This window comes from Paenibacillus baekrokdamisoli (assembly GCF_003945345.1).
GTDB lineage: Bacteria > Bacillota > Bacilli > Paenibacillales > Paenibacillaceae > Paenibacillus_Z > Paenibacillus_Z baekrokdamisoli.
This window is the reverse complement of the sequence record NZ_AP019308.1, coordinates 580,827-606,812: the sequence shown is the minus strand read 5'-3', so window position 1 is coordinate 606,812 and position 25,986 is coordinate 580,827. Positions and strand designations below refer to the sequence as shown.

Annotated in this window: 20 protein-coding genes; 2 read left to right on the top strand and 18 right to left on the bottom strand. The window is 43.5% G+C overall.

What is annotated here, in order from left to right; genetic code table 11:
• Positions 1 to 31 precede the first annotated feature (31 nt).
• Positions 32 to 1,093, bottom strand: a complete 1,062-nt coding sequence (locus tag EKN16_RS02525; RefSeq protein WP_125653558.1) for a GerMN domain-containing protein — start codon at positions 1,091 to 1,093, stop codon at positions 32 to 34.
• Between the two features lie 149 nt (positions 1,094 to 1,242).
• On the opposite strand from EKN16_RS02525, the gene EKN16_RS02520 reads away from it, so the two are divergent.
• Entirely contained in the window at positions 1,243 to 1,782 is a 540-nt protein-coding gene (locus EKN16_RS02520) for a phosphatidylglycerophosphatase A family protein (RefSeq protein ID WP_125653557.1), read from the top strand.
• Between the two features lie 142 nt (positions 1,783 to 1,924).
• Here the strand turns inward: EKN16_RS02520 and EKN16_RS32800 are convergent, their stop codons facing one another.
• The 11 genes from EKN16_RS32800 to EKN16_RS02470 all read right to left on the bottom strand — a co-directional run bounded on the left by EKN16_RS32800 (position 1,925) and on the right by EKN16_RS02470 (position 13,289).
• Complete coding sequence (locus EKN16_RS32800; protein WP_232016163.1) at positions 1,925 to 2,053, bottom strand: hypothetical protein; 129 nt, start codon at positions 2,051 to 2,053, stop codon at positions 1,925 to 1,927.
• Positions 2,050 to 2,199, bottom strand: coding sequence for a hypothetical protein (locus EKN16_RS32795; protein WP_232016161.1), 150 nt, complete (start codon positions 2,197 to 2,199; stop codon positions 2,050 to 2,052). Before EKN16_RS32795 ends, EKN16_RS32800 begins: the two co-directional genes overlap by 4 nt.
• A gap of 35 nt (positions 2,200 to 2,234) precedes the next feature.
• Positions 2,235 to 3,368, bottom strand: coding sequence for an efflux RND transporter periplasmic adaptor subunit (locus EKN16_RS02510; RefSeq protein ID WP_125653556.1), 1,134 nt, complete (start codon positions 3,366 to 3,368; stop codon positions 2,235 to 2,237).
• 50 nt (positions 3,369 to 3,418) lie between these two features.
• On the bottom strand, positions 3,419 to 4,309 hold the full coding sequence (locus EKN16_RS02505; RefSeq protein WP_125653555.1) for a carbohydrate ABC transporter permease: 891 nt from the start codon (positions 4,307 to 4,309) through the stop codon (positions 3,419 to 3,421).
• The gene (locus tag EKN16_RS02500) at positions 4,310 to 5,173 is read right to left on the bottom strand and encodes a carbohydrate ABC transporter permease (protein ID WP_125665783.1); all 864 of its coding nucleotides are present in this window, start codon (positions 5,171 to 5,173) and stop codon (positions 4,310 to 4,312) included.
• 117 nt (positions 5,174 to 5,290) lie between these two features.
• Complete coding sequence (locus EKN16_RS02495; protein ID WP_125653554.1) at positions 5,291 to 6,724, bottom strand: ABC transporter substrate-binding protein; 1,434 nt, start codon at positions 6,722 to 6,724, stop codon at positions 5,291 to 5,293.
• A 177-nt stretch (positions 6,725 to 6,901) separates the two neighbouring features.
• Entirely contained in the window at positions 6,902 to 7,660 is a 759-nt protein-coding gene (locus tag EKN16_RS02490; protein WP_125653553.1) for a hypothetical protein, read from the bottom strand.
• Positions 7,657 to 9,096 carry a sensor histidine kinase gene (locus tag EKN16_RS02485; RefSeq protein WP_125653552.1) on the bottom strand — a complete coding sequence of 480 codons (1,440 nt, stop codon included), beginning with the start codon at positions 9,094 to 9,096 and terminating at the stop codon, positions 7,657 to 7,659. Before EKN16_RS02485 ends, EKN16_RS02490 begins: the two co-directional genes overlap by 4 nt.
• A 3-nt stretch (positions 9,097 to 9,099) precedes the next feature.
• Positions 9,100 to 9,756 carry a response regulator transcription factor gene (locus tag EKN16_RS02480; protein ID WP_125653551.1) on the bottom strand — a complete coding sequence of 219 codons (657 nt, stop codon included), beginning with the start codon at positions 9,754 to 9,756 and terminating at the stop codon, positions 9,100 to 9,102.
• A 223-nt stretch (positions 9,757 to 9,979) separates the two neighbouring features.
• Positions 9,980 to 10,537, bottom strand: coding sequence for a DUF1003 domain-containing protein (locus EKN16_RS02475; RefSeq protein WP_125653550.1), 558 nt, complete (start codon positions 10,535 to 10,537; stop codon positions 9,980 to 9,982).
• 277 nt (positions 10,538 to 10,814) lie between these two features.
• Positions 10,815 to 13,289: a glycoside hydrolase family 38 N-terminal domain-containing protein gene (locus EKN16_RS02470; RefSeq protein WP_125653549.1), complete on the bottom strand. Its 2,475-nt coding sequence runs from the start codon at positions 13,287 to 13,289 to the stop codon at positions 10,815 to 10,817.
• Between the two features lie 170 nt (positions 13,290 to 13,459).
• Here EKN16_RS02470 and EKN16_RS02465 point away from each other — a divergent pair, with 170 nt between their 5' ends.
• Positions 13,460 to 14,572, top strand: a complete 1,113-nt coding sequence (locus EKN16_RS02465) for a GntR family transcriptional regulator (RefSeq protein WP_125653548.1) — start codon at positions 13,460 to 13,462, stop codon at positions 14,570 to 14,572.
• Positions 14,573 to 14,599: 27 nt separating this feature from the next.
• Here the strand turns inward: EKN16_RS02465 and nagA are convergent, their stop codons facing one another.
• The 6 genes from nagA to EKN16_RS02435 form a co-directional block, all read right to left on the bottom strand.
• The gene (nagA, locus tag EKN16_RS02460; RefSeq protein WP_125653547.1) at positions 14,600 to 15,850 is read right to left on the bottom strand and encodes an N-acetylglucosamine-6-phosphate deacetylase; all 1,251 of its coding nucleotides are present in this window, start codon (positions 15,848 to 15,850) and stop codon (positions 14,600 to 14,602) included.
• A gap of 223 nt (positions 15,851 to 16,073) precedes the next feature.
• Positions 16,074 to 17,036 carry an acetylxylan esterase gene (locus tag EKN16_RS02455; protein WP_125653546.1) on the bottom strand — a complete coding sequence of 321 codons (963 nt, stop codon included), beginning with the start codon at positions 17,034 to 17,036 and terminating at the stop codon, positions 16,074 to 16,076.
• Position 17,037: 1 nt separating this feature from the next.
• Positions 17,038 to 18,099, bottom strand: a complete 1,062-nt coding sequence (locus tag EKN16_RS02450) for a Gfo/Idh/MocA family protein (RefSeq protein ID WP_125653545.1) — start codon at positions 18,097 to 18,099, stop codon at positions 17,038 to 17,040.
• Between the two features lie 45 nt (positions 18,100 to 18,144).
• Positions 18,145 to 19,152 (bottom strand): zinc-dependent alcohol dehydrogenase, encoded by a 1,008-nt coding sequence (locus tag EKN16_RS02445; RefSeq protein WP_125653544.1) that lies wholly within the window; start codon positions 19,150 to 19,152, stop codon positions 18,145 to 18,147.
• A 394-nt stretch (positions 19,153 to 19,546) separates the two neighbouring features.
• Entirely contained in the window at positions 19,547 to 24,829 is a 5,283-nt protein-coding gene (locus EKN16_RS02440; protein ID WP_125653543.1) for an S-layer homology domain-containing protein, read from the bottom strand.
• Positions 24,830 to 24,872: 43 nt separating this feature from the next.
• On the bottom strand, positions 24,873 to 25,961 hold the full coding sequence (locus tag EKN16_RS02435) for a glycoside hydrolase family 99-like domain-containing protein (protein ID WP_125653542.1): 1,089 nt from the start codon (positions 25,959 to 25,961) through the stop codon (positions 24,873 to 24,875).
• Between the last annotated feature and the right edge of the window lie 25 nt (positions 25,962 to 25,986).

Below are 25,986 nucleotides of genomic sequence, written 5' to 3'. Positions count from 1 at the left end.
TTCACATGACTTGAGGGGCAGCCTTTCCTGATTAAGATTTAAACGCGTTCACATGCTCTGGACGACTGACTGGCTCGCTGTAGGATTGGTTATTCGTATCTATGATATTGGTTTTCCCATTTAGTTTAATTTGAACCTTCGTCGCCGTTGTATTCTCAGTCAAAGCAAGCACGACTGCCTGCAGCATCTCAGCTGGCTCTTGCTGACCCTCTTGATAGGCATTATCCTGAAGCTCGACGGTTATGATATCATTCTTCTTCGTCACACTCTTCACGACCACATCAGGTGTAATGACAGCAGTCAGAGGATCCGTAACTAGAGGTCCATTGATTAGCTGCTGAATGGCTGATTTGGCTTTATTATCCGAGCGGTTAACCAAACGGGTTACTGGTACATAATAAGATTCATTATTTGGCGTTACAGCAGAGAAATACAGTGTGACCGGGGTCGACTGACTATAGTTCACACCATCTGCTGCCTGAAGATTGATGCCCACAGATCGGGTTAGCGGTCCATCCATTGGCAAGCCGTTCACCGGCATTTGCGCCAGCTTCTTGCCTTCCATCCAAATATCGACTTTGTTAATGCCTGGCATACCAGTCAGCGTCCAAGTAACTGCCTCAACAATTTGGCGTTCTTCTGCAGCCGTATACATGGCGAACGATTTGGAGAAATCAACGACGGCTAGCTTCTGGTCAGGTACGATGGTGAAATTCTTAACGGTTGTTCCTTTTGGAATAATGGCTTGGAAGCCTTCGGGAATCTCCTTAGCAGAAGATCCGCCGTCAACCATTAATTCCAATGCCTTCTGGCCTGCTTTCTCCGCTCCGCCTAATGAGGCTAACACCGTAACAGGAGCCAGTAGACCATTGTGATCCTTCAAGTAAACCGTCATTTGTGTTTGATCCTTCTGATTGACAGCTGCTGTTGTCCCATTGTCCGCTGCATTACCACTAACATTCTGCGTGCTGTTTTGTGGCGGGTCGATGGATTGGCTCGCTTCTTGCGAGAACAAGCCACAGCCGGTAGTCAGAATGGGCAGCGCCAGCGCTCCGGCGAGCGCAGCACGGCGAAACAGGCGATAGTGAGTCATGTCGATTTTTCCTCCCCATTGGTAAGTGAATTGTTTGAAGGCTTGTCAGTCATTTGGTACAAGTTCCTCTTTTGTAGTACTATGTATACGAGCCCTCCGTTGTAAATAGACCTGTTTTGTCCCACAAATTAAGACAAGAGGTGAAGCCAATGCCAAAATCGAAATTATACAACCTGAATAGCCAAACTGTTGCCTCTGCTACAAGGGAATGGCTGCTCAAACGCGGTGTTACGATTACGCAAATCGCGGAACTCGTTATTTTCCTGCAAAAAGATTACTTTCCGGAACTAACGTTGGAAGAATGCGAGCTCAACGTGGAGGCGGTGCTCACCAAACGCGAGGTACAGAATGCGGTTCTAACCGGTATTCAGCTTGATATCCTTGCTGAGGAAGGCAAACTTCTCCCTCCCCTACAGGAAATGATCGAGAACGATGAAGGCTTATATGGATGCGATGAAATATTAGCGCTATCTATTGTAAACGTCTATGGCAGCATTGGATTCACTAATTTTGGTTATGTCGATAAATTAAAGCCAGGCATTCTAAAGCAGCTCAACGATAAAGAAAGCAGCTCCTGTCATACTTTCTTGGATGATATCGTTGGCGCAATTGCTGCCTCAGCAAGCAGCCGGCTCGCGCATCGCAATCAAGCAGAACGCGAAAATCGTATAGAGCCGCCGCTTGATTGAGTGGGTTTTAATAGGTAAACACAAAGGGTCACAAAGCTTTTCGGCTTTTGTGACCCTTTTTGATTTGAAAACCAACATCCATTGATTGTTTGAAAGATCGAGCGTTTTGAAGACAACTTGTCTCCTTGATGCCTGCGGAATATTATTTATTTTCACCAGCGGCTCTGATTAAATCTTCAATTAAAAATCCGTTAATCTTTAGTCCGACAATATTACATGCACTGATTTCCATGTTCGATAAATTGCAGTTTATTAGCTGCCCTTTGCTCAAATCGCAATTATGGAAACGGATTGGCTTATAGTCTCCGTCTGGATTAAAATTCCGATCGACACTTTCCGGCAGAACAACGTTATGAAATTCAGTGCCAAATAGATGAACATGATCAATAACAGCATGACTAAAATTTGCATAAGCATGTACTGAAATATTAATCTTAGATTATTCTTTAACCCTACTGCATACGAACCTTATCTCCATCCTGCAGCGGCTGGCTGCTCTCGATGATAACTTGATCATGCTCGAATACGCCTTCGGCTACGGCTGACTCATTATTATTCGAATCCGCGATGGCAATAGATGTTTTACGGATGTAAAAATCATTGCCTAGCGGACCGTTTCTCTCTTCGATTTTGAATATATATTTTCCACCGCTATCCTCATGAATGGCCTTATTGGGCAACAATATTGCATCATCGGTTGTCGGTTTCGTCAGCTCCACTTGGGCGCTCTCGCCACCCTTCAAACCAATGCCCTGCAGCGTAATCAGAAGACGCTTCATGGGCGTATTTATGGTCACACTGTCTCCTTCACCTGAATGATCGATGAGATTCGAATCTTGGATTTGGGCAATTTGGCCCTCGTAAGTATCTCCATTCAATTGAACATCTAGTTTATCCCCGATCTTCTGCACAGCAGCCACATCCGCAGGAGCCAATACCTCAAACTCAAATCCAAGACTACTATTGGATATCTGCACATCTGATCCCCCACTTGCAGCAACTAATCCCTCTGTCGCGTTTACTTTCATAATGAGCCCGTCAAAGGGAGCCACTAATTGGCTATTCGCTACTAAAAAATCCTTTAATCCTTGTATTTTTCGCTGCTCAACATCCAGATCGATTTTGCTCATCTCTATCGATCGTTTCGCGCTGTTAATACTCTTCTGATCACCACTCACCGAAGCCTCAATGAAATTGCCTTGGAGCTCTTCAATGGTAAGCTTAAGCTTGTCCATATTCGCTTGCTCGTCGAGAAGCTGTTGTTTCGCTGCTTTAGTGTCATAGAACACCAGAGCCTGTCCTTTCTTCACGATATCCCCTTCCTTGACAGCTACACGCTTCACTTTCCAACCTGTGCTATTGGTTAATGAGGCCTCTGAACTCCACTTCAATACTCCACTTCCTTGAAACTTATGATCAAGCTGTCCTGAGCTCAATTCGATTACCGCTACCTTGGGTAAAGTGAGAGCCTTCAAAGTATTGCTAAGCAGCGTTAACATAATCAGGAGGCCGATGAACAATCTGATAAGTAGGCGAATGATTCGTTTACGTCTTGAATGCAACTGTTCCGTATGTTGTAATTCCATTATTATCACCCCTATAATTATCCAAGTGAAACAAGAAGTCTTGATTTTCACTAGCCTTTAATTCCAGAAAGCTGAATGCCTTCAACAAAGTAAGACTCAGCATATAAGAACAACAGCACCATAGGAGCCATATAAAGTGCTGCTGCGGCAAAAGCTACTCCGCGGGCTCCTTCGTTAATACGGGACAAATAGAGCGATAACGGCTGCTTGAAGGAGTCCTCTAGAAAAATTAAAGGCTGTTCGACCATATTCCAATTGTCTACAAACAGCAATACAATCAATGCAGCAATACCAGGCTGAATAAGTGGAATAATAATGTTAAAGAAAATCCTCAAGTGGCCAGCCCCATCCATTTTGGCTGCTTCCAAATAGGAATTCGGAATATGCAGCATGAACTGTCTAAGCATAAATACACCGAAAGCACTGAATATTCCCGGTAAAATGATTGCAGATGTCGTGTTGATTAACCCAAGCTTCTCCGCAATAATGTAATTGGGAACCAATGTGACCTGAAAAGGCATAAGCATAGTCATTAAGTAAATAACGAACAGCTTATCTCGCCCCTTAAATCGGAGCTTGGCAAAAGCATAGGCAGCCAGAGATGCGACAAGCACTTGGCCCGCAATGATCGGTGTGACCATCAATACAGAGTTCCAAAACATCTGGAGGAACATCGGCTTATGAATCAACACTTCCGCATATTGATGGAACGACAGCCAATCAGGAAGCAGCTTTAAGTTAATAAATCCGTCTTTCTCTCCCCCTGCAATATTAACCATCTTGCCAATAAGGCTGTAATTATGATCAATCTCTCCCTCCGTCATCAAGGAGTTTGTGAATGTGACCACTATGGGGAACAGCATCATCGCGGCGATAACCCCCATCACCAACGTTAACAACAGTTTGTGAAATAATGTCAAGTGATCACCGTCCTTTGCCATCTAATCGATGAATTGCCGAAACCGTCGTTCTATGGAAAGCATGACGATCACGAAAATTAGAATACAGCCTACCATGGAGGTGGCAGCTGCGGTCAGCTTCTGAATATCCAGTGAGAGAAACATATTGTTCATATAATGCTGCAGCATATAAATTCGATCATGCGGATAATCGCCTGCGATCAGATATGTTTCGCGGAATACCTTGAATGAATTAATAATGGACATTAGCACAACAAAGAACATCGTCGGGGTCAAATAGATAAGCGTGATATGCCTCAATTTGTGAAGGCGACCCGCGCCTTCAATATCAGCCGTTTCATAATAATCCTTCGGTATACTCTGCAGCCCTGCCAGAAACAAAATAATGTTGTACCCGATGTTCTTCCATATATAAACAATGACAAATACACCCATTGACCAATCTGATTTCATCCAATCGATCCGATCCATATGCATACTCTGCAGCCAAACATTCACGGTACCATTCCAATCGAATAAGATCTGCCACATCATAATGATGGATGCAATGGGCACAACAAGCGGCAATACAAAAGCAGTCTGCAGCCAATTCCGAATAAACAGCTTTTGATTGAGCAAGAGCGCAGCAAATAAGGACAGAACAATAATGAGAGGTACGCTGATCCCAGTGAAGAGGAAGGTGTTTACAGCTGCTTTACGGAAGGAGCCGCTGGCAAACAGGTCATTATAATTGTCAAAACCGACAAATTTGCCATCAATCGTGTTGTCCTCAAAGGAATAGAAGAATCCCATGGCAAACGGAATCAGATAAAAAATCGCGAAGCCGATTAAGCTTGGTGCCAAGAAGAGAGAAGCTGCTGTCCAATCCTTTCGCAGCAGCTTCATGAACTTACTCGGATTACGGTTGTCCGACACGTATATTACACCCCCTAGAACCATGGTTTAAAGAAAAAATGAACCCTGAATTGTCATCCAAGGTTCAAGACGAGCAGTTGGTTGTGATTATTCATTCAAGAAAGTTGCAACCCTATTTTGAATAAGCTTCGCTACTGCCTCAGCTGATTTCTGCCCACTGAAGTAGGCTTTGGATTCATCCAAAATGATCTCTTCCACCTTAGAAGGCTTGAACGCAACCGGATAGATGGCTCCAGTAAGAAAATCCTCTAAGCCTTGAACATCCTCAGCAGTTACCTTGAATAGCTTGCCTTTCATAGGTCCCATCTCTTGATCGGACTTCACATGTCCCACCTGTTGCAGCTGCTTCAATTGTTTTTGATAGACGCTTTTATTGATTGGGAAGCCCGCACTGCCTAGTGAACTCTGCATTTCATCAGACATCATGAATTTAATGAAGTCCCATGCCTCCTCCTTCACAGACGACTTCGCGTTGATCCCAATGGTTTTATAGCTTCTAAAATAACCTCCAGCCTGCAGGTCGTCTGCATGTGGTTTGGCGTACAGCTTCGCCTTGTACTGATAGCCCTTTGGCAAAAATTCACTCTGGTTGATTTCACGAATATAATCGGTGGGTGAGACAATAGAGACATTCATGAACAGAGATTGTACATTATCCAGTGTGATAATATGTTGGTCGGATAAAGACTTAACTTGCTTAAGTAATTGAATAAAGGTATCCGAATCGAATTTCGCCTTCCTATTTACCTCATCCACATAGGTGGAGTACTGATCAGTGACCATTGAAATGACCATTGAATCCGGTGATGCGAATAGCCCATATTTGCTGTTATTTTGATCGCCAACCTTCATCAGAGCCTTGACTACGTCGATATATTCCGTCCAATTCCAATGCTTGTCATCAAATTTCAATCCGCTTTTCTCGATCAAGGTTTCATTTCCAATTAAACCATACATAAAGAAATTCAAGGGCATGCCGTATAGCCCACCGTTTAACTTGGAATGGTCCAAAATATTCGTGAAATATTGCTCTTTCTTGAAAGAGGGATCTGCATCTATCATTTCACTCATATTGGCTAACAATTGTTTATTGACATATTTATCTACTGGCAATAAGTCCATTTCAATCAAATCAGGTCCTTTACCTGATAACATGGCTGTGTTCGTCGTTTTAATAAATTTCTCAGAAGCAGCTTTTCCTTGTTCACCATCTTCACTTTCTATATATTTCAGGTCAATCGTAATATTGGGATGTTTGGCTTCATATTTCTTCTTCGCTTCCTTAAAGAATTCAGCATGAAAAAAAGTAGAAAATACAATCGTTTTTTTCCCGCCGCTGGATTTAACCTCATCTGTTTTTTTCCCACCCGGTGTTTTTGTTGGTTCATCTCCCTTTGGTTGATTTGCTGTCTGACTCTTGTTAGGTGCTTGTACCTCGTCTCCATTCCTCGCTTGGCTGCTGCAAGCAGTAACAGAGGTAATCAATATCATCGCTATTAAAATCAGCAACATTTTCTTCATATGTATTCTTCCTCTCCTTCTTCGAATGGAACCTATGCTTCCTTCGCTGGTCTTCTACCAGTGTAATGCGAGAATATATGATAAGTTAGATGGACTTGTATTGAAGTTGTAAAATTTGAATACAACAAGCACAAAAAAAAGCCAACTGCGCGAGTGCAGCTAGCCTAGTTATCGTCCTTACGATTGTGAATAATAGCTGAGTATAGCCATCACGTCTTTGTTAAATCCCACCACTTGTTTCGTTATCAAGTCAACGACGACACTATAACTTAACGTTTGCTTACCCTTACTCATATAAAATAACTCTACATTACTGCCCCATCGGATGGATTTCTTGTCCAAGGTCAACTCGGTTAAAGCATAGCTTCCCTTATCCTGTATAAACTGAGCAGCAATCCCGCTCATCTCATCCACAATCATAGTTTGTCGTGTATCTCCATAAGCAGCTCGAGGCTCCTGTTCTTTTTTGGAAACTTTAACGACGTCACCGTCTCTGGCATTCAATACAATATCATAGACATCATTAGGAGCGGATGATTGAGTCAAAGTCATATAAAACAGGCCGTTAGGAATTTTATTCAGTGCTTCGGCAAAATCGACTTGGCTCCCCAGTATTACCTGTGGTCGCTCCACGACACCGTAGTGAATCCTTTGCAGCAAATCCTTCAGCTTCTTCTGCTCTACCGCCATCAGCTCGAATTGCACTTCGTTCATGGTCAGCTTTTCGTTATAGTACTTGTTCACTGCATTCAAACTGAGCGTCTTCACAGCCTCCTGAGAGAGCACACCATCATAATTGATTTCATTGGTTTTATGCTCATTGGTTACTTTTTTGACCATGACGGTGTTTTTCTTGATAGTATTGAAGACTCCCTCACATCCCGTCGTCAGAATCATGAATGCTGCACACATAATTACGATGATAAGCTTATTCATGGATTCATCACTCCTTTCGGAGATGTATGAGCAAAGATGACTCTAATCGTCGTGCCTTCATTTTCTTTACTGTTTACTTCGATGAAGGCATGATGCATACTTGCAACACTTTGACATATCGAGAGGCCTAAGCCTGCTCCGTTATTGGTTTTTGTTCTAGCTTTATCTGCCATGTAGAACGGTTCAAAGATTTTGTCCCAATGCTCTTTGGCAATGCCGATGCCTTGGTCGATCACTTCAAGAATATAACGACTATCCATCCAATAAGTACGGAGCGTAATACGCTGCTCTTCAGCAGAAGCTTTAATTGCATTGTCTACAAGATTGAAGATCATCGTTTTGATTAAGTCCTTTTCGAGCAGCAGTCTGCCCACTTCGCAATCCATTAGAATTGAAATTCGCTTCTCCTTGGCCTTCATCTTGAGCGCAGGCTCGATCTCCGTAATAATAGCGCCCAGATCATGTTCCTCGAATTGAAATTTATCCTTCTGAAGCAAAATCAAATCCATTAGCTTAAGAGACAGCGACTCCAAACGCTTGCCTTCCGAGTAGATGACATCCAAGCCATCCAGGAAGAGCTCTTCGTTATATTTGGTCGTCCTTAAAAAATTGGCATATCCGATAATTGAGGTTAGCGGCGTTTTTAATTCATGGGTGAAATTATCGATGAACCTTTGCTTTTCCAGATTATGCCGCTCCAGATCATTGATTTTATCCTCAACAACTGATGCCATATCGTTAAAGTTGCGCGCCAGAACGCCAATCTCATCCTTTGACTTGAACGATGCGCGTTCCGAGAAGTCTCCCTGCGCAATAACTTGAGCCGTTCGATTGAGACGATCAATTGGCCTTGTCAGCCCTCTACTCACGAAAAACATAATAAGCATATAGAGAAAGCATGCAGCTACATCTACTTTGACGAAAAAACGGTACTGGTCCACTCGTCCTTGGTAGACAGAAGTTACATCCTTCATGTAGGTGAAAACGTAGCTTTTATGATTAATATCCGTCATGTTCGTGGTAAATAAAATGGTACGCTGGCCGATATCACGCAAAATATAATTAATTTGATCCTCAGCCAGCTTGTCCAATTCACCGCGTTTCGCCGGCATCTTGAAATCAGCATTACTGAAGATGGTGTGCTGCTTTTCATTCTTGATATCCAAATAAATAGGTTCATCGCTGTTTCTTTGGACAAATTCATTGGCGATATTCGTTAGTACGGTTTTCTCGTAATCAATGGAGTCATAGATACGAAGGATCGGAACAATAGCATCGACACTGGAATGAATACTCATGTTTTTACTTAAAGCGCTGTTAATTTCCTGGCTAAGCATTTTGTTGTGGCTCTGCTCAATGACCATGATGGAGGCCGCATTAAAGATAAGAACGAAAGCCAGAAGCGAGAACAAATAAATTTTATGCCAAAATTTCATCGATCAATCCTCCAGCCGGTAACCGATTTTGTAAATGGTCTTGATATGCTCCTGCAGTTGAAGCTTCTTGCGTAACGATTTGATATGCATATCAACGGTTCTCGTTTCACCGTAATAATCGCCGCCCCACACTCTATCGATAAACTGTTCTCTGGAGAGAGCAATGTTCTTATTCTTCATCAGCACGACAAGCAAATCATATTCCTTTGGCGTCATTTCAACGGTATTCTCCTGAATGGTCACTTCCCGTTTGTCCAGATCTACTTGGATATCTTGAAACTTTATCACATGCTCTTCCTTACCATATCTGCGCAGCACCGTTTCGATCCGAGCAAGCAGCTCGATCGCTTCGAAAGGCTTGACCATATAATCATCGGCTCCCAGCTTTAAGCCATTGACCTTGTCGTACACGGAGTTTTTCGCCGTTAGGAAGATGACCGGAATGCCTAATGGCTGAATTTTCTCCATCAGCGCAAACCCATCCAACTGTGGAACCATCACGTCCAATAGAATGAGATCAAACTTTTCCCGCTTGATCATTTCCAGCGCTGACAAGCCATCATAAACCTCAATAGTCGCGTAATTCACGATGTTGAGATTCATTTTAATGATTTTGGATATATGGATATCGTCTTCAACGATCAAGATCTTTTTCTGCATCTTAGTAGTCTCCTGGGAACTATTTTGTTGGGCGTTGACCTCAACTATATTAACATAATTCTGAAACCAAGGCATGATTGTTAGCCACCGCCACGTTTGTACCGACCTTTCATAGAAAACAAATAGGGACGTCAATTACGGTTCCGTAATCGACGTCCACGTTATTCCAATAAGCTATAATTTTGCTTAGGAGCGCTAGCAGCTATCCTATAGCAATTTCCAGCTAATCCTCTGGGTTATTATTCTGTGGAGAAAATGCCAAAAGAAGTTTTTTGACTTCTAATAGTTCACTTTCAATCCGGTGTAGATGGCTTTGCATATCATCAATTTCCTGTTCTGCTTTATAATTAATCGCAAAGTCAATAATGGATTCATGTTTATCCCTTGCAGCTTGCCTATTCTGGCTCATCATAATGACTGGCGCTTGAAAAGCAGCAACAAATGAGAGGCATAAATTTAATAAAATGAACGGGGCATTATCAAAATGAAAGGGCGTGAACGGAACTTCATTCCATGTAATCCAAACCACAAGAAATATGGCGAAGTAGATGATGAATCTCCAGCTGCCCCCAAAGTAGGCCATTCGATCAGCAATCCGATCTGACCAACTCGTCTTTCTCAAATATTCCTCATCCAAATGAGAAAGAATGCTTTTTTCATAATGGTTAACTAGCCGATCAATCCGTTTGGTACTCTCCTGATTAAGCTCAATATCAAATCCCTGAATTTTAGAAGCATCTGCAAATTCTTTTTTCCACTGAAAATAATTTCTTTTTGCCATGTTGTTAACCTCCTCATTTATTGTGAGGAAGTCAATTTAAACCCATGTTTCGGAAGAGTTGAGCACTTTTTCTTGAAGTAATCAAATCTTCATTGCACAAGGTCCGAAAATGACTTCCCCCCGTGCTACTATCAGGCTCCGGTTCTAACGATCTTTGACTACCCATGAAAATACTCAACTCCTTCGCTCATAAGTTTTTTATGTCTTCATTATCATATTCCGATGCTATCCACTTTGTATATAGGTGTTTGTTTCATAAAATCAATTCTTTACACTCCTATTCCATCAAGCTAGCCTCAGTTATCTCTTTAGAAGTAGTATTTACCTTCAGCGTCTTAATCTCAAATTTACCAAGCTCAATCTCTTGTTTGATCCCGAGAGCTGGAATTGTTATTGTCGTTACTCTTGCCTCACCCGTTGGCTCGAATAAGCGAATGATGAAATCATCGGATAACTCAGCTCTTTTGAACGCGGTTAAGAGAATGGTCGAGTCACTTAGGCTTATAGCGTTCTCTGGTAAAGCCCCAGCACCTGAAGGAAAGAACGAAAGCACAAATGGCTTCTCATTCCAAGAGAGAGCTTCACGATCAATAAGGTCCATCCGCTGGGAAGCTTTACCTCCGTTAAACCAAAAGCGATACAATCTCTCACCTTGATCAATCCGGCTGGAATAACGATCCTGCGCCATAATGGGACGATCCTCAATGGGATGCCCGGAGTAACCAGCAGAACGCAGCAATGAAATACGCATCTCCCCATCTAAATAGTCTGACCCATAGACACCGTCATTAATACAGGTTAACGCCAAATCCTGTTTTTCATCTATTACAGCCAACCACTTTTGCGAAACAGCTTCATTTCCGTTGCTAGGCAGCTCATTCCGACCATAAGCAACCTGCCCCCAATACCTGCCTTCCGCGAATACAGTTGGGATGGAGAGCTTGAGCATCTTGCTTTTTTCATTCCAATGCACACGGATTTGCACTTCAATTTCAGTGCCCTTTTTCGGCAGCTTGTAGGTTTGAATAATAAAGGAGTCCCCGTATTCAAACAAAGTTTCCACTACGGTACGAACCGCTCCATCCTCAATGACACGCACGGATTCCAAACGACTGCCGCGAATACCTGAGAAACGAGTACCCTCTTCCGCAGACATCAGCTTAAACGCGCCTTCTACATTGCGAAAGCTCAACGCTTGCGTCTCCCAAGGGTCGTCATTATCATCAATGACAATCGGAACAAAGGCATTCGGCTGCACATAATCCATACCATTTGCTCTATAACGATCGATCAATCCTGTTTCACAGTTAATGATGACCTCTAACTCTTCTGTTAGGAAGTTAATTTTTCCATCCTGCGGCTGCAGTGCTGGAACTGGCTTTTTCGGCAGCACCTCTAACCGAACATCAAAGCGATTCATTTGCCCTGGCTCAAGATCTGCCTGAAACACAGCACGTTTACGCCAGTCCAAGTTCAAATTACTAAGTTCCTTTTCAGCTTGTGAAGCAATTTGCACACCATCCTTATAGACCAATGGCAGTGAGAATTCATCCTTCCAATTCTGATCCGCCAGCTGAAACTCGCACTCGAAAATCCCGCTAACTTTATACGGATGTGGATTGTAGATTAATATCGGAATTTCTCCCTCTTCCGCTTTCTTCTGTCCATTTGCTAGTGCAAAGAATGCACGCGCTTTCAGTCTGGAAATGATTTCAAGTCCATGATCCACTAAACGCAAGGACGCTTCCTCCACTGGCTGTATGGACGACCCTGGCAGTACATCATGGAATTCAGTTACCATTAGGTCGCATAAGGCCTCATGTATCAGATCATACGGATAAGCGATTAAGCCTTGCAGTGAGGTATGCGACATCATTTTTTCCAGCATATATATTTCATTTTCCAAAAGACGATGCTTTTGTTTAATCCGAATTTGCGAGGTGTAACAGCCAGGTGCCCAGGCATTAATATCTTTTTCATGTCGATGCAAGTTTTCTTTTACAACACGTAATTCCTTGAAAAAGGCTTCGGGTATCGAATGAATAATTTGAACATCCTTGGTTTCCGCCATAAGCAGCTTTAACTTGTGCAGATCTTCTCGGGAGGGTCCACCACCATGATTACCTACACCCCAAAGCACAGAGCCAATCGGTTGATCCGCAGTCTTTTCGATCCATTCACGAACTTTCTCGTCAGCCTTTCCACGTGGGGAATTATAGAATTCATCTGCACGATGTCCGATAATTTCCGAACCATCGTATCCCACCCAAACAAAATCATGATCAGGCAGCTCGCAATCCTTCTGAGTTGGGCGACAAAAGATATAAGAATCAAAGCCCGCTTTATTCATGATTTGCACTAACCCACGCGTATGGCCAAATGGATCAAAATTGATCGCGGTCGTTGGTTTTACCCCAAACTTCTCCTGAAAATAATTTCGACCGAGCAGCATTTGCCGAACAAATGACTCCCCGCTAGGCATATTGCAATCTGGCTGTAGATACCACCCGCCCATAATATTCCATTTCCCTTGTTTAACTAGCTCTTGAATGCGAGCGAATAAAACAGGCTCATACTCTTCAACCCACTTATAAAGCGTGACCTCATTGTGATTAAAAATAAAGCCGTTAAACTCCTCACACAAATCAGCCGCAACTCGAAAGGTTGAAATCGCCTCGGCTGCGCCTTCCTCCCATTCCCAAAGCCAAACAGGGTCTAAATGTGCATTGCTAAGCAAATGAAATGTTTTCATTAAAATGCCTCCTCATATTTAAAAGATATCTTATAATCTATATTAAGTCTTTATATACAGTTGTAAATATCTTTAATAATTTATTTATGTATCTTTATTATATTGCTTAATTCGAATAACTCCAGTATCTTTAATCAATAGGCAACCACATAGAAGCAGGAGTGATCCGATTGAGTCTCGCCCCGAAAAAACCAATTTACAAACAAATCATCGATGACTTTAAACATCGCATATCAACCGGAGAGCTTAAACCTAACGATCCCATTCCGTCACAAACAGAGCTCGCTCGCATCTATAAAACAAGCGAAATGACCATGCGCAAGGCACTTGCTTATCTTGCCGAGGAGGATTTAATTATTCGTATACGCAAAAAAGGCAGCTTTATTAAAGCTACCTCTGGCATGCTCGAGTCAGCGACAATTTCGTCTGCACTTTCAAAAATATATTTTGTTCATCGCAACGTTCTCTCCAGACTTTTAAATGACGGCTTCTATTTAGCTATGTTGTCTGGGATTGCTGAGGTTTGCAACAAGCATAAGATTGAATTTGCTATCTATAATATGGGTGATCGTCTACAACTGCCGGAAGATTTGGAAGCGGGTTATATTCTCTTCGGTTTATTCGATGACAACATGGCAGAATTCATGAACACAGTTTCCCAGTGGAAGCTAGAAAAACGGAAAATGCTCACTATTCAATTCTATTTCCCTCACCTTGAAATTCCCTATATTACAGGAGACAACTTAGCAGGTGGTTACTTAGCCACGCAGCATCTTTTGGATTTGGGGCATACTCGTATTGGCATAATTGTATCCGGCAAATCACAAATGGAGATTTTCTCGGACTTTTCCTTTCGCCTCCAAGGTTACCGACTTGCACTTAGCAATCATAATATCGCATTTGATCCTGACTTAGTAATTGTTAAAGATTGCAGTGAAGAAACAGAGGCCTCTGGTTATGAAGGCTTCAACGAATTAATGGAGCTTGCTGAGCCCCCAACAGCCGTTTTTGCAGCGAGTGATTATAAAGCCATTGGTGCAATTCAAGCAGCTAACAATCGCGGTTTACAGGTATCTAATGACATCAGCATCATCGGCTATGATGGCCAGCCTTTAGGGCAGTGGACATCGCCGCGTCTTACTACCGTGGATCAGAACACCTTTCAGTTTGGCAAAATGGCAGCCGAAAAGCTGCTTTATGGAGATACAAAGCTTGAAAATGCGGAGTCACAAGTATCACCTCATTTGATTGTTAGAGAGAGCACGCGTGCTTTAATCAAATAAGGCTGACACCCCAGGCACTTATAGACGCTATTGTTCAAATATAGAACGGCCGCGCCCCCATACCTGCAAGAGTTCTAAATCCGGCGAGAGAAGCAGTATGTTAGCAAGCTTGCCTGCTTGAAGACTTCCCATATCCGATTCAATGCCAAGTAACAGTGCCGGGTTGCCACTCGCGAACCGGCTTACCTGTTCGATCTCCAACTTTACAACATGGATCATAAATCGGAAGGCTTCAATCATCGTCAACATGCTGCCGGCTAAGTTCCCCCCTTCTTTTAGACGTGAAACGGAATCCTTCACAATGACATCAAGCCCCGCAATTGTGTATTCGCCATCACTCAATCCAGCTGCTGGTATGGCATCCGTAATAAGAATGACTTGATCCGCTCGTTTCAGCTTGGTCATAATCCTAATGCAAGCTGGATGTACATGATAACCATCCGCGATGATTTCAGTACTTATACGATCATCGCTGAGGATAGCCCCCACTGTTCCAGGTTCGCGGTGGTGAAGCTCTTTCATTGCATTAAACGTATGAACCCCATGACGCAAGCCATTGTGAACGGCCTCAAGGATACAGTCATAGGTTGCATCTGTATGCCCACATGCAGGCACAATACCCTGCTGGCTAAGCCATGTAATAAGCGACATGGCTCCTTCACTCTCCGGCGCAAGTGTAACTATCTTGATAATACCCGGATATTCTCTAACCCATTCTTCTAACCAGTCTGATTGTGGTGGCAGTATATGCTCGGGGTTTTGCGCGCCAGACCATTTAGAACTAATAAAAGGTCCTTCAAGATGGACACCCAGAAGTTCTGCATAACGTAAGTCTCTACTTCTATACCCATGTACAGTCTGGATTACATCGCTAAGGGCATCTCGTGGAGCAGTAACCGTTGTAGCAAGTATAGCCGTTGTGCCATGAGCGGCATGAAATCGTGTAAGTTCATCAAACGCTTCGACAGTTGCCTCCATAAAATCATGACCATATCCACCGTGCACATGTACATCAATAAATCCCGGAAGTACCCAGCCACCTTCTGCATCAATTAATAAATGTGATTGATTGTTTATTTGTTCTGTCTCGAAAAAACCTTCATCTGGGCCCACATAAACGATCCGCTCACCTTGCCAAGCAACTATACCGCCTTCAATAATACCGCTAGTTTCTGTTACGATTTTACCGTTGTAAACAATCGTTAAACGCTCCTGATAAAGGTTCCCATCGGGAGTATAGATCTTACCATTTCGGAATAGTAACGATTGCTCACTCATCTTTCCTGCCTCCTATACGTTTTCTGAATTTGGCTTACAGACAGCAATGAGTCCAGTTTTATCCTATTGATTGCATCCAGCACCAGCTGCTGACGATGCCGCCCCCGCAATTTTCTAAGGACAAGAAACCGCCCGACAAATTATCGAACGGCCCCTTGGTGGAGAAACGGTTATCCAGTTACTAGTGCGTGTAGTCGCTAGTAACTTTGTTTCTGTGATTACGTCACAACCCGCACATAAACTCTAATGTTCTATCATTAATTCCTGGCAATCTTTCATGAGCAAAATCCGGATAAATGACTACTTGTTTCTCAGCGTTGATCTTATTATATGCGGCAAATTGAGTGGAAGGCGGACATACTGTATCCATTAAACCAACAGCCATCATCACCTTACCTCGTATTCGTTTAGCCAAGAATTGAATATCGATATACCCCAGGTTTTCGAATATCTCATCTTCTCTTTCATGCAAAGGATCAAATTGTCTGAAGTAGTTGCGAAGCTCTTGATAAGCACTAACGTCTAAATCCATGTCCCAGACCCGTTTATAATCACTCAAAAATGGAAACACCGGTGCCGCCAGCTTGATCCTCGGCTCTAATGCCGCACAAGCTAAGACCAATCCCCCTCCCTGTGACTCACCAAATGCACCAACACGTGTGCCGTCCACTTCTGGAAGCTCCATAGCTATGCCGGCCAATTGGGCGGTATCCAAGAAAATTTGCCTAAATAACAAATGCTTAGGCCCCATATCCAGCCCTCGGATAATATGGCCAAAGTATGTATTTCCACCTTTAATGCTGCCTGAGTCTTCTGACTTACCTCCCTGTCCCCGGCAATCCATTGCTAAAACGGAATAGCCTAAACTTACATAGCTAAGCTTATCTATCCAGTCTCCTGAATCAAGGCTGTACCCATGAAAATTCACAACTGCCGGATGCGGCTCAGAAGCATGCTTGGGCCTTAAATATTTGGCATGAATTCTCGCTCCTCCCACGCCGGTAAAATAAAGGTCGAAGCAGTCTGCTGAGGGCACTTGAAACTTACTTGGAACTAACTCCACATTAGCATGAACACTTTTCATCTCTTGGATAGACTCATCCCAGAACGAATCCAAATCGACAGGACAAGGATTGGTCCCCTTGTATTGCCTCAGTTCATCAAGGGTCATATCAATTGTAGGCATGTTACCAACTGACCTCTTTTCCGAGTTCAGCTGATTTATAGATGGATTCCATCACCTCTGAAGTAAGGATGACATGGTCAATATTAGCTCTGTCTTTTGTATTTTCCATGGCGGAACGAAGAAATCCATCAATTTCGTCAAAGAACATGTCCGCAGCAGGGAAGGAGGGCATTGTTTCGAAAAGTGCTCCTTTTTCCGCTGAATAAATTTTAAAATCTTCTCCACCATATTGCAGCTTTATTCCGGCTTTATCTCCGAGAAATTCCACAAACATGGCGGTCTCCCCGATATTCTGGGCCCATGCCCCATTCAAGCTGATGGTCGGACCCGAGGTACGCATCATTCCCGTAACATAATCCTCCACATCATAAGTTCCATCGAATCTAGGCGGCCCTGCCCACATATCAAGATAGGTATATTGCTTCATATCCTTGGCCATTTCACTATGTACAGCACCAGTCACGGTCAGTACGTTAGGCTGACTTAAACTATAGAAGATTAGATCCAGAAAATGCACACCTCTGTCGATCAATACACCACCACCCGATTTGGCCTTTGTCGTAAACGGTCCTCCCAAACCGGGGATTGCACGATGGGTCCGGAAAGAACAATTCACATGATAAATCTTGCCTAGCTCACCGTTGTCGATCATTTGTTTAACTCGATTAACAGCCGTATTATAACGATTGACCATACCGATATTGAGAATTTTATTATTCCGGTCAGCAGCCTTCTTCATTTCTACAGCCTGTTCCAAATTGATAGCGGCAGGCTTCTCACACAGGACATGCTTGCCTGCATTCAAACAAGCAATGGCTATTGGAGCATGAGTATCATTAGGGGTGCAAATCGAGACAGCCTCCACTTCCTCATCAAGGAGGATCTTTCTGAAATCTGTTTCCGTAAAGGGTACATTATACGTTTTGGCCATTTCCTCAACATGACTCTGTCTGACATCTACAAGATACTTGATTTCGGCGAATTCGTTCCGAGCATAAGCTCCAATGTGTTGGCTGCTGGCAATCGTCCCGCAGCCAATTACGGCTACTTTCATTTTTCGCATTTAGGAAATACCTCCATATAATAATTACAGAATTTCTTGTTTATATTAAAACCACTTGAGCACAACGCCCATCGCTGCCGACCTGTCCGTAAGCAGCATTTGATAGAGACTAGCAGCATTCGTATAGATATCGCGGTGGCTAATTAACGGTTCCACATCAAGCATTTTATCACCAACCAGATCGAAGAAAAGCTCTGCATGCCTACTCTTCGTCCATGGATTGTCATCGGTTTCATGCTGCGGATGAGAGCTATTGTGAGCTCCTATTATGGTGATGCTTGGACCGTTGCACAGGTCATGAAAATCGAAATTAGGCGTAGCCGAATGGGGACTGCTTAAGAGCACAAACCGCCCTTGTTTCTTTAATGTTTTGAATTCCTCAGGAATGAGTGGCCCAGATCCTGTAACTTCAAAAACAACATCCGCCATCCGTCCTCTTGTTGCCTGCTTCACGATTTCCACAACATTTTCCTTTATCGAATTAATCGGAATAATAGCGGGATCACGAGGCAGTTTACGTAATCGCTCATCGGAAATATCCACCGCAAAAACCGGTTGAGCGCCACAATTTTTTGCGAAGCGGACAGCTAATTGTCCAATCAGTCCCAAGCCGTACACGACAGCAGATTCCCCCCATGTTATGTGACTGCGGCGAATCCCGTTCATCGCAATTTCCGCCAAGGTAAAGAAAGCGGCGTGCTCATCCGGGATATCTCGGTGAATGAGGCGGGTGTGTTGAATGCTGCTCACAACATATTTGGCATGAGAACCATAAGAGGCCACTTTTTTCCCGATCCAATCCCTGGGCACATCCTCCCCGACATCGATTACTTTGCCGATATTATTGTATCCAGGACTAAAAGGGAATTTGCCATACAGATCCCAACCGGATCCTTCCTTGAAGCCTCCGTTTAATATGGTCAACTCAGTTCCTGTACTTATTAGCGTATACAACGTTTCAATCAGCAGTTCATCGTTAGCTGGGCTGGGCATTGGCCGATTCTCAATTTCAACTTGTTTGGTCTGCGGAAAAAAGATAGTCGGATTTGACATAGAAGCTATTCCCCTTTCGAAGCATTGTTTGTGCGTGAAAGCCCGCTACGCTGACGGATCATTCTTACGATCGCTGTTGTCTCCCTATTTCTTGATTCTATCCTTTAGAGGTAGAAATCCGGAGACAAAGGCGAACGCTATCGCTTCTTCAGAACGATTCCGTCCGCTTCGCTTTTGTTTTCGTTATGGCAAACACTGATTACAATCAACCGCCCGGCAAATCATCGGGCGGTCCATTTGGTGCAGGAGCGGATGGATGATTCTGGAGAAGCGTCAGCGCTCGCCTTTGAGACCGGATTTCCCCCTTATCAGGGGACAAAACAAGGAATCCGGGCTCAACAGCGATCGGAAGAACATTCCATCTGTGCAGCGGTTCATTATTCGTTTCTTAAGTTCAACTTATAAGAGTAAACAATTTGTAGATCATTACAGCTGCTTGCGCTCTCGTAGCTTGGCTTTTCGGAGCGAAGCTGCCGTTATCCAATCCATTGATGATGCCCGCTTTTTGAATGGCCAGCACCGCTTCCGAGGCATAAGTGGATATATCCCCTTGATCCGTAAACGGAACTCCATTACTGCCGCCGTTCAGCTTTGCTTTTACCACTTGTGCTGCTTTGTATACAATTACGGCCATATCCTGCCTAGTAATAGGTTCATTCACCCCAAAGCTGCCGTCGTTCTTCCCTTTAACAATGCCTAGCTTTTGTGCAGCTGCGATAGAACTGTAATACCAGCTCCCTTTCTTCACATCGCTGAAAGAAGACGTATCCTTTCCATCGACGAGGTCCAAGGATTCCATCAGCATCTTCAAAAACTCTGCTCGAGTGACATGGTCATTTGGCTTGAATTGACCGCTACCATTCCCCGCAATAACCCCTCTAGCAGCCAATGCATGAATACTATTCTTGGCCCAAACTACAGCTGCCACATCGCTAAAGTTCACTTGGTTATTCGCGATCACATATTTGCTAAAGTGTTTAGGTGAAAACTCCATTCGACCGGTGGCAGAATTGTAAAGTCCATTCTTTACAACTTCCAACTTTCCATTATCATCGATGTAATATACGACTATGGTATATGGGTCTTCGCCGGGCTGGAGCGTGTAGTCTCTTGACACTTTTATTGAATTTCCTTTGAATTCACTAATTGGCTTCCCGTCGATACTGAGGCTAAAGTCATAAACGACATGGCTGCCTATCTGTTGTTTTACTTGTTCAGGTGTATCCGTTTTGGACACAGATAACTGAATATATTGCGAATCAGCATCTATCCAACCCCCTAATGCTTCTGCCTTTATCGATAGAACGGCAAGACCGGTATCCACGATAAGGAGCTCAATTTGGGTCCCGGTTCCTGTACGGAACTGCTGTGCCGGAATGGTCACCGTTACTTTGTCAGCCTCTTTCGTGCCCAGCACATTGATGGTTACGATTCCGTTAACAGCATGCTCGATAGCATCCTGTAAATCAGCCGCCTTCACATCAACTGCTGCTATGCCGCTGCTATCTACCTTTGCTTCCACATTCACGCTGCCTGATTTGCCTTGCTTTGGTGTTGTTGGCGTTGACGTAGAAGGCGTTGTTGCAGGTGGACTTGTGGCAACAGTAAACTTAACCTCGTAAACAACTGTTGTCTCTCCATCCTCTGCCGTCACATTAATAACTGCAGTACCAGGTAATGCCGCTGCTTGAGTGATCGTAACATTCGCGTGACTGTCATTCACTGCCGCTGTAACCGTTGGAGCTGCAGATGTCCCTGCTGGCAGCACGACCTGATAGCTTTTAGTACCAGGCGTAAAACCGTTAATCACTTTCCCTCCAACAGAAATGCCACTTAAACTTGCATCATGCGATTTAGGGTCTTTATATACTTCAATGCTGTCTATACGGCTTATGCCCCCTGCATCCCCTTTGTAGCATATCACCCTGATTTGGGTTGTCGTAATCTCGGGAAACAGTACCTTTATTACGTCCTTCGTATTCCCTTTTACTGAATATAGATTGGTCCATTTGCTTCCATCCCAGTATTGCACATCAAAATCCTTCATGTTATAACCATAACCTGTTGTAAAGACTTCAATATGATTCAAGACCGTCGGCTGAGCAAATTTAACCTGCAGCCAATCCGGCTTGTCATAGGAGGTTGGGATTTCCGCCGATGAGCTCCATCCCTCGAAAGCACCATGCTTACTCAAAATCGCTTTCGCTGGTGTATAATCATTGCCATAATCAGATGAGGAAGCAGTTGCATCTGCTCCTACAAGTAATGGGTTCGTAATATCAAAATGGATCGGGTAATCGTAGGAACCTTTAACTCCTGATCCATCCATTGCAGTTGCGACAATTTTCACATTGCCTTCCTTCAATAAAGTAATGATTCCAAATGGACTGATCATCGCTTTATCCGTAGGCGTTACTCCGTCTGATTCATAGACAGCCCAGTCCACTCTTTGATCCCAAGTATTGCTTGGCGAAAAATAAGTCAGGAATTGCTTATTCCCCGCAAATTTTTCTCCCCCATCGACTACAGTCAGGCTTTGCGCTTTTTCAGGAGGATTAGCTTTGTCCTTTCTGGTTAAGATAACGGTTTTGGAAGCGGTCAATAAGCCGTTTCCAGTTGTTGCGGTAACCAGTACATTTCCGTTTTTCAAGCTGGTCAATAAACCGTTCTGATCGATCGTTGCCAAATCAGTAGCGGATCCGTCAACTTGGGTCACCTTCCAACTAACCTGAGCAGGTGTATGCTCCACATTTATAACAGCTGACATCTGCAGCGTTGCATGCTGCGTATTAATCGTCGTTGCTTGGTTTGCACTGGATACGACAAGCTTTGGCGAAAGCGCTGACTGGCTTGAAGTCACCAATAGGATCCAGTCCAAGTTATCGGGTTTTTGCGGAATAACCCACTGTCCGTTAACAGGTGTTACTTGATCCGATATAAGTGTGTACTGACCCGTTCTTGTGTTGTACCACTCTGCTTTATATACGGTGTTTTCCATTTGTTTAAGGGTACCTGTTGTTTTATTCGTCTCAGCAAAATAAGCAATATAGGTCTTGTTCCCATCAATCAGCAGGTAAGAAAGATCCTTCCCTGTAAAGTCAGCGTACGTTGTGTCACGGAAGGTTGGCGTGAGATTCCACCACTGCAAGCTTTCATAGAAGTTTTTGAAATACGTCATCTGAAAGCCGCCTAATGCATTCAATCCATCAAACCATCGATAATACGGACCATAAGGAAACCAATTATCCGGCGAATCACTTAATGCCCATACTCCCTGTACGCCGTAACCAAATCCAAAAGCACCATTGGAGAATGCTCGATAAGGAGTAGAACGTGCCACATCAGTTGTAGTCCGGTTAAATTCGTAGCCTGTTTCATAGGCAACATATGGCTGCTTTATAGCATAATCCCAAAAGGTTTGATAGCCATCTTTTTGCAAATTGGAGGGCTGCACAGCAAACCAAGAATGATAATACTTATCTCCCCAACCTGAATGAAGCGCATCGCCGCCTTCCATGTGAGCTGTTAATGGGCGATGATAAGCATCGCTATCATAGATCGCTTTCGCAACCATATGCCAATACGGATTAACATCATTGCCCGGGTCGACCTCTTGTGCAGTCGTCCACAAGACAGGGAAAGCTCCAAATCTAGCTTGCCAATATTTTCCTAATTTTTCTATTGTAATAGGATCTGTCACATTCAATAAAGATCTAAAGGTTAGAGCGGCATTAGCATGAACAAGTCCAGCATCCGCAATATATTGAAATTTCCGATCCATATCCTGAAGCCTTGCTAGATGTGTGGGCACAATTCCATGTGAAACATCAAGGTAATTACCATTTGTATAAAGCGGTTCTGACTGATAAACCGTATAGCCTTGGCTTACTCGATGATCCGCGGCATATTTGAATTGTGAATCAATCCCGTCAACGTTTGAAGCATCAAAGTCCTCGGATGGCATGAACCAATGCGTATCACCCAAGTAAAAGAACGGAGTTCCGTCATTATAAGAGAAATAACGCTTCGTATCGCTTATTTTAAGAAAACCTCGCTTATAGATATCCAACGTTCCTTTGTATTCAACACTATTGAAGGAGATTGGCGTGCTGCTGTTAAGGCCTGTATCTGTGGAATCGGTAGCTTGGGTAGTAACCGACCATTCCCCTACAGTAGTTGGTGAGAACCTAACCTTCCACGTTTCCCCACCATCCCAGAATGCGGGACGTGTCAGAATTTCACCATTCGGACCCGTAAAACTAGCCGTCACATCCACATCCATAAATGGATTGTTGTAGGTTTTGGAGCTTACTAATGAAAACTCCATTTCTCTCCACTGTTCAACGGAAGGGTTAATACTAACATCCGCTGAATCCATAATCCCGGAGCCATCGTTTGCGGTCGCTTTAACGGTTACGATCCCTGCTGTTATTGCTGTTAAAAGGCCAGTAGCAGCGTCTATCGAAGCTACACCTGTTGAACCTGCTTTTGGCACAACGCTCCATGTAACGCTTTTATCTGACGCCAGCTCCGGTTGTGCTTTAACATTCATTTGCATCGAGAAACCTTGTACAACGCTCATCGTGGATGAACCTTCTACTTTCAAATGCTCTAAAGGCACAGACTGTGAGGAATACACTTGGATTTCATACATATTCACATAATCCTGCTGCGCTCTTAACCTTACATATCTGCCTGCTGTATGGGCTGGTAATAATGCACCCAAAATATTAGTTTGATTAATTGCATCTGTGGCAGTAGTATCTTTTAAATATTCATATTTCCCTATGCTGCCATTTCCAGTGATTACTTCCGTCCAATTTTGGGCATCGTCTGACACATAAATGGTATTTGTTCCGTTCCAGAGTCTAGTAAAAAAAACTTTAACGTAATCAAATGATAGTTTTTGACCCAGGTCCAAATATAGATCAACAAATCCCAATGCTCCTCCAGACAGTGTAGTAAGATCGCCATCTGTTAAGTTGCTTTGCGGGCCATCATGAATTTCCATATTATTGTACGCCGTGACTGGTGCACCTTGTGAGACAAGCCTTGCTCCTGAAGGCACCTCTGTATATTGTTTAGAAACCACTACAGGTGGAGCATCTTGTGAATAAACCTGAATTTCATTAATATTCACATAATCCTGTTGGGCTCTTATTCTTACATACCTACCCGATGTATTGGAGGGTAATAAGGCACCGAAAATATTATTCTTCAAAATATCGGTGATCGTCGTATTCTGCAAATATTCATATTTGCCTAGGCTGCCGTCTCCACTGACGACTTCCGTCCAGTTCGTGGCGTCATCGGACACATAGATGGTATTAACCCCTGTCCAATGGCGATTGAAATTGATCTTCACATAATCCAATCCCATTTTTTGACCCAGATCCAAATACAAATCAACAAATCCCAATGCTCCTCCAGACAGTGTAGTAAGATCGCCATCTGTTAAGTTACTTTGAGGGCCATCATGAATTTCCATGCCATTATACGCCGTGACTGGTGCACCTTGTGAGACAAGCCTAGCCTCTGAAGGCACCTCAGTATATAATTTTGGAGCATCTGCTGATGCTTTACTTATTGGTATAACGGACAGTAATAAAGTAACCGCCAGAAACCAAGTGAACAACCTTTTACCATTCCTTGTGGTCATTCCAAAAGCCGTTAACATAGACTTTTTCACTCCTCATATAATGGATTTCAAAAAAAAGCTCCTAACCAAATACTGCTTTTATAGCCTCCAGATAACCATAGCCATGTATTGTATCCGGTTCCAAATATCCGCCTTCTGTCCATTCATTCCAAGCATATAAGGTGACAATCTTGGGTTTTTCCAGCTGCTGTAGATCCAGATATTCCTTTACCTGCTCCAAGGATCTCTGGAATGCACTTGGCGTATTACCTACATAAATCGAGGTATTCGGATAGTCCCCCTGTATGTAGTCATTCGCTTGATCAGTCCGCGGACTAGGATCCCAGCCCATCGTAACGTTAGGATAATAAGGAACAATGAATTGATCTGTAAAAGCCGTCCAAAGCCGATTCGCTATCACAGCCCCTTCATCGTAAGACATCTCTGGAAATCCTTGAGGCACTTCATTGTGGAACCAAACATAGGAAGTCACGCTATCGATCCCAACCAATTGAATAAACACATTGGAGTCCTCGCCTAGAATGGCTTTATGCGTATCTTGCAAGCCCCACTCAACTGCGTTAATATGGAGCTCTCCATATCCTGCTGCTTTAGCTTTATCGCGAAAGCTTTGTAAGGCATCTCTAGTTGCAGTGACCCCACCTAAGCCTTGGACGAGCGTGTGCATTTCATAAATGGAAAAGTACAAACCACCCTCTACCTTCCAGTAATGTTCATAGGAGAAATAATGCTCTACAATGTAATCCGCCATCGCCTCGAAGCGCTCGCGATTGATTGGATTATGATTCGCCCACATTAATGCGAAGTCCAGACGATCTTTATTGGGAGCCTGTAAGTAACCTTCCTCTAATGCTCGATGTAGAAAGGGGCCTAGCTGGGAGCTGCCCAAATCCCAATACCAATCATAGATAAAGCACGTAATTCCATGATCGGCGGCCGCATTTATCTGTATCTCAGATACAAGTGGATCGGCTTCATCGAGCTCCCCCCACAGCGGTGTTTTTGGCTGTTCATGTCCAGGAAACCTTTTCTTTGCTTGCCTTAAGCCAATCCATTCCGACCACCCTTCGCCAAATTTCAATTCATTTTGCGGGTCTGCATGCCATTGTGGAAAGTAATAAGCAGCAATTTCATAGGGTTTTCTCGACATATCATGACCTCCGAATTGTAATAGA

Excerpts from the sequence above, each read along its gene's own strand:
- EKN16_RS02475 (WP_125653550.1), bottom strand. The coding sequence starts at position 10,537 with ATGGCAAAAAGAAATTATTTTCAGTGGAAAAAAGAATTTGCAGATGCT.
- EKN16_RS02455 (WP_125653546.1), bottom strand. The coding sequence starts at position 17,036 with ATGCCTACAATTGATATGACCCTTGATGAACTGAGGCAATACAAGGGG.
- EKN16_RS02490 (WP_125653553.1), bottom strand. The coding sequence starts at position 7,660 with ATGAATAAGCTTATCATCGTAATTATGTGTGCAGCATTCATGATTCTG.
- EKN16_RS02525 (WP_125653558.1), bottom strand. The coding sequence starts at position 1,093 with ATGACTCACTATCGCCTGTTTCGCCGTGCTGCGCTCGCCGGAGCGCTG.
- EKN16_RS02505 (WP_125653555.1), bottom strand. The coding sequence starts at position 4,309 with ATGGCAAAGGACGGTGATCACTTGACATTATTTCACAAACTGTTGTTA.
- EKN16_RS02520 (WP_125653557.1), top strand. The coding sequence starts at position 1,243 with ATGCCAAAATCGAAATTATACAACCTGAATAGCCAAACTGTTGCCTCT.
- EKN16_RS02470 (WP_125653549.1), bottom strand. The coding sequence starts at position 13,289 with ATGAAAACATTTCATTTGCTTAGCAATGCACATTTAGACCCTGTTTGG.
- EKN16_RS02445 (WP_125653544.1), bottom strand. The coding sequence starts at position 19,152 with ATGTCAAATCCGACTATCTTTTTTCCGCAGACCAAACAAGTTGAAATT.
- EKN16_RS02485 (WP_125653552.1), bottom strand. The coding sequence starts at position 9,096 with ATGAAATTTTGGCATAAAATTTATTTGTTCTCGCTTCTGGCTTTCGTT.
- nagA (WP_125653547.1), bottom strand. The coding sequence starts at position 15,850 with ATGAGTGAGCAATCGTTACTATTCCGAAATGGTAAGATCTATACTCCC.
- EKN16_RS02450 (WP_125653545.1), bottom strand. The coding sequence starts at position 18,099 with ATGCGAAAAATGAAAGTAGCCGTAATTGGCTGCGGGACGATTGCCAGC.
- EKN16_RS02510 (WP_125653556.1), bottom strand. The coding sequence starts at position 3,368 with ATGGAATTACAACATACGGAACAGTTGCATTCAAGACGTAAACGAATC.
- EKN16_RS32795 (WP_232016161.1), bottom strand. The coding sequence starts at position 2,199 with ATGCTTATGCAAATTTTAGTCATGCTGTTATTGATCATGTTCATCTAT.
- EKN16_RS02500 (WP_125665783.1), bottom strand. The coding sequence starts at position 5,173 with ATGAAGCTGCTGCGAAAGGATTGGACAGCAGCTTCTCTCTTCTTGGCA.
- EKN16_RS02495 (WP_125653554.1), bottom strand. The coding sequence starts at position 6,724 with ATGAAGAAAATGTTGCTGATTTTAATAGCGATGATATTGATTACCTCT.
- EKN16_RS02480 (WP_125653551.1), bottom strand. The coding sequence starts at position 9,756 with ATGCAGAAAAAGATCTTGATCGTTGAAGACGATATCCATATATCCAAA.
- EKN16_RS02440 (WP_125653543.1), bottom strand. The coding sequence starts at position 24,829 with ATGTTAACGGCTTTTGGAATGACCACAAGGAATGGTAAAAGGTTGTTC.
- EKN16_RS02435 (WP_125653542.1), bottom strand. The coding sequence starts at position 25,961 with ATGTCGAGAAAACCCTATGAAATTGCTGCTTATTACTTTCCACAATGG.